This is a genomic window from Halochromatium sp. (assembly GCF_054919635.1).
This window is the reverse complement of record NZ_JBUDPI010000326.1, coordinates 1-4,213: the sequence shown is the minus strand read 5'-3', so window position 1 is coordinate 4,213 and position 4,213 is coordinate 1. Positions and strand designations below refer to the sequence as shown.

The following is a 4,213-nucleotide window of genomic DNA, read 5'->3' as shown; positions in this document are numbered from 1 at the left end:
CCGACATCCTGCTCCCAAAGCAGGCGCGCTACCAGACTGCGCTATACCCCGGTGCTCGACCCCCTTGCGCAGAGCCCGCAACCATGAGCCGGCGCGCTTCGCCCTGACGATGGTCCCCGTCAAGGCGTCTCAAAGGATCGTCGAGCCGATTAGTATACGCCGTCGCGATATTGGCGTCAACGCGCATATCACGCGGCTTGCGCTAGACCCATGCAGCGGGGGCGCAATCGGGTTAGGATTGCGGGCTTGGCCTGACCGGGAGAGGGTATCGATGAGCGCACAGGTTCTTGACGGCAAAGCGATCTCAGCTGAGGTGCGCAACGAGGTCGCAGCGAGGGTCTCAGGGCGCGCTCTGGCGGGACAAAGCAGGCCAGGGCTGGCAGTGGTTCTGGTCGGCGAGAATCCGGCCTCACAGGTCTATGTGCGCAACAAGCGCAAGGCTTGCGCCGAGGTTGGCTTCCATTCCGAGCTGCACGAGCTGCCGGCCAGCGTATCGCAAGCACAGCTGATCGATGTGGTCGATCGGCTCAATGCGGACCCTGCGATCAACGGCATTCTGGTGCAGCTGCCGCTACCGCCCCAGATCGAGCCCGAAGCGGTCATAGAGCGCATCCTGCCGACCAAGGACGTCGATGGCTTCCACCCCTACAATATTGGCCGCCTGTCATTACGCATGCCCGTGCTGCGACCCTGCACACCGAAGGGGGTGATGACGCTGCTCGAGCGTTCCGGCGAAACGCTGGAAGGCATGGACGCAGTCGTCATCGGGCAGTCGAACATCGTTGGACGACCGATGGCGCTGGAGCTGCTCGCGGCGCGCTGCACCATCACCATTTGCCATAGCCGAACCAAGGATCTCGCCGAGAAGGCGCGCGCCGCCGATCTCTTGGTGGTCGCCATCGGCCGCGAGCGATTCGTCCCCGGTGATTGGATCAAGCCTGGCGCCATCGTGATCGATGTCGGCATGAACCGCGATGCGGCCGGCAAGCTCTGCGGTGATGTTGATTTCGACGCCGCGACCGAGCGAGCAAGCTGGATCACGCCTGTACCTGGCGGGGTTGGCCCGATGACCATCGCCAGCCTGCTGGACAACACCTTGCAGGCCGCCGACCTCTGCCAGTAGTCGTCGCGGTGACTCTGAGGCCCTGGAATGGCCCCCGCGCTTAGTAGCTGTTTAATTTGAACTTCCCGATGATCACACTACAGCGGTGCTCAAATTGGGAAGCCGTTGGTGGACAACGTCTTAGGGCGCACTGCGAGCACCGCCACCGACGGGTGCCAGCACGCATGCAACCCTGCAAGCTCACCTGCTTGCAGGTTACCGTGAAATAAGCGCTTCATCGTCCGGGGAGACAGCGCGCCATGGACATTAGCCACGACGCCAACTCGTACCCGTAGCACCATCTTCGAGCAGGATTCCGGCCGCCTGGAGCTGATCGCGGATGCGATCGGCCTCGGCGAAGTCACGCGCGCGACGTGCCTCTGCGCGAGCCGCGATCAGACCCTCGATCTCGGCATCGCTCGGCCCGCTGCCCTTGGTCGCACCCTCACCGCGCAAATAGGCGTCTGGATCTTGCTCTAGCAACCCGAGCACCGCTGCGAGTCCGCGCAGCTCGGCAGCGAGCGCAGCAGCGGCTTGGAGGTCCGATTCACGCAGGCGGTTGATCTCGCGCGCCAGCTCGAACAGCACAGCGAGCGCCTCCGGGGTGTTGAAGTCGTCGTCCATCGCCGCTGTAAAGCGCTCACGGGCCTGCTCGCCGCCCGCCGCCTCAACCATCGGCAGTCCGCGCAGTGCCGTGTATAGCCGTGTCAACGCAGCACGCGCGCCATCGAGCTGACTGTCATCATAATTGAGCGGGCTTCGGTAATGGCTGCCGAGGATAAAGTAGCGCACCTCTTCCGGCTGATAGCGCTCGAGGATCTCACGCACCGTGAAGAAGTTGCCGAGCGACTTCGACATCTTCTCGTCGTTGACGCGGACGAAGCCGTTATGAATCCAGACGTTGACGAAGGGCTCGCCGGTCGCACCCTCTGACTGTGCGATCTCATTCTCGTGATGCGGGAACTGCAGATCCGCACCACCTCCGTGGATGTCAAAATGGTTGCCCAGCCGGCACGTCGACATCGCCGAGCACTCGATGTGCCAGCCTGGACGTCCCGAGCCCCAGGGCGCCTCCCAGGCGGGCTCACCGGGTTTCGTGGCCTTCCAGAGCGCAAAATCGAGCGGATCGCGCTTGGACTCACCGATCTCAACTCGGGCCCCGGCCCGTAGGTCTTTAGGGTCCTTGCCAGAGAGACGGCCGTAGCCTGGGAAGCTTGCGACCGCGTAGTAGACGTCACCGTTATCAGCAACGTAGGCATGCCCGTTCTCGATGAGTCGCTCGATCATCGCGACGATCTCGTCGATATGAGCCGTGGCTCTCGGCTCCTCGCTTGGGGGCAGGATCGAGAGCGCAGCGGCATCCTCATGCATCGCAGCGATGAAGCGTTCCGTTAACGCACCAAAGTCCTCACCGTTCTCTGCTGCGCGCGCCAGGATCTTGTCATCGATGTCGGTGATGTTGCGGATGTAGCTCACCTCAAAGCCGCTACGCATCAGCCACCGGTAGATTACGTCAAAGACCACGAGCACCCGCGCATGCCCGAGATGGCAATAGTCGTAGACGGTCATGCCGCAGACATACATCCGGACCTTGCCGGGCTCGATCGGCTGAAACGGGGCCTTCTGGCGGGTCAGGCTATTGTGGATGTGCAACATCTAAGACGGGCTCCGAACTGAGCAGAGAGGGAGAGAAACACAGGGAAAACGATGAGACTGGTCCAGGGAAACGCACAAATGGTCTGGGCGGAAATGGTCTGGACTGGACGGCTGGGTAGCGACTGGACAGCGCCCCCACTCGCGGCCCAGCAGGCATCGCCTGTCGCCCTCAAGCGCGAATCTGCTGACCAATTTTGATAAGCTGGGAGTCAAACCTAGGAGACACTCATGATCAAACTCGAAACGAATCACGGCGACATCCTGATCGACGTCGACCACGAGAACGCCCCCATCACCGCCGAGAATTTCGAGCAATATGTCCGCGACGGGCATTACGACGGTACCCTGTTTCATCGGGTGATCGACGGCTTCATGATTCAGGGTGGCGGGATGGACGTCAACTTCAATCCGAAGCCGACCCGGCCCCCCATCGAGAACGAGGCGAGCAACGGCCTCAAGAATACGGTCGGCAGCGTTGCCATGGCACGGACCAACGACCCGCATTCAGCCTCGTCGCAGTTCTTCATCAACGTCGCGGACAACAGTTTCCTTGACCATCCTGGCCAGGATGGCTGGGGCTACTGCGTCTTCGGGCGAGTCGTCGAGGGCATGGATGTCGTCAATGCCATCAAGGGTAGCAAGACCGGCGGTCGCCAAGGGCACCAAGACGTTCCGGTTGATGATGTGGTCATCGAGAAGGCCGAGATCCTCGACTGATCTGAGGCGCGCCCGACGCTGTTCGCCATAGACCCTGTGGGCTGCACGGTAAACGGAACACCGCATGCGGCGGAGACGCTGTTCGTCTCGGACGTTCACCTCTCGCCGCAGCGACCGGCGCTCACCAAGCTCTTCATCGATTTTCTTGAGTGTCGCGCGCCCAAGGCGGAGCAGCTTTACATCCTCGGTGATCTGTTCGACGCCTGGATCGGGGACGATGACGACCCTTTACCCGAGGTCCGCACCGCCCTGAGCCGACTGACTCAGCAGCACACGCAGTGCTCGCTCATGCACGGCAATCGGGACTTTTTGCTTGGCCGGCGCTTCGCGCGGGCGACCGGCTGCAGGCTGATCCGCGATCCCCAGCTCATTTGGCTCGGTGGCGAGCCGATTCTGCTCATGCACGGCGACCTGCTCTGCACTGACGATCTCGCTTACCAGCGCTTTCGGCGCCGGGTCCATCATCCGGTCGTGCAGCGCCTATTCCTTTGGTCGCCGTTGAGCAGGCGGCGACGCATCGCAGCCCACTATCGACAGCGCAGCGGCGAGGCGATGGCCGAAAAGCCCGCTGAGATCATGGATGTGAGTCCGATCGCCGTCGACAGCCGGATGCGCCGCTACGGCGTGCGCCGACTGATCCATGGCCATACCCATCGCCCGCAAGACCACAGGTTGTCTGTGGACGGTCAACCGGCGCTGAGACAGGTGCTAGCGGATTGGAGGGACGATGGTGGCGAG

Annotated in this window: 4 protein-coding genes; 3 read left to right on the top strand and 1 reads right to left on the bottom strand. The window is 62.3% G+C overall.

Annotated elements, in window-relative coordinates; translation table 11 throughout:
- Positions 1–271 precede the first annotated feature (271 nt).
- Positions 272–1,123, top strand: a complete 852-nt coding sequence (gene folD / locus ACY693_RS15885) for a bifunctional methylenetetrahydrofolate dehydrogenase/methenyltetrahydrofolate cyclohydrolase FolD (protein ID WP_462322788.1) — start codon at positions 272–274, stop codon at positions 1,121–1,123.
- 246 nt (positions 1,124–1,369) lie between these two features.
- Here folD and cysS read toward each other — a convergent pair whose 3' ends face one another.
- Positions 1,370–2,758, bottom strand: a complete 1,389-nt coding sequence (gene cysS / locus ACY693_RS15880; protein ID WP_462322787.1) for a cysteine--tRNA ligase — start codon at positions 2,756–2,758, stop codon at positions 1,370–1,372.
- A 228-nt stretch (positions 2,759–2,986) separates the two neighbouring features.
- Between cysS and ACY693_RS15875 the strand changes: the two genes are divergently transcribed.
- Positions 2,987–3,475 (top strand): peptidylprolyl isomerase, encoded by a 489-nt coding sequence (locus ACY693_RS15875; RefSeq protein ID WP_462322786.1) that lies wholly within the window; start codon positions 2,987–2,989, stop codon positions 3,473–3,475.
- A 36-nt stretch (positions 3,476–3,511) separates the two neighbouring features.
- The coding region (locus tag ACY693_RS15870) for a UDP-2,3-diacylglucosamine diphosphatase (RefSeq protein ID WP_462322785.1) at positions 3,512–4,213 on the top strand (702 nt) is incomplete at its 3' end.

Bases quoted from the DNA above. Each gene is read 5' to 3' on its own strand.
- folD (WP_462322788.1), top strand. From the start codon at position 272: ATGAGCGCACAGGTTCTTGACGGCAAAGCGATCTCAGCTGAGGTGCGC.
- cysS (WP_462322787.1), bottom strand. From the start codon at position 2,758: ATGTTGCACATCCACAATAGCCTGACCCGCCAGAAGGCCCCGTTTCAG.
- ACY693_RS15875 (WP_462322786.1), top strand. From the start codon at position 2,987: ATGATCAAACTCGAAACGAATCACGGCGACATCCTGATCGACGTCGAC.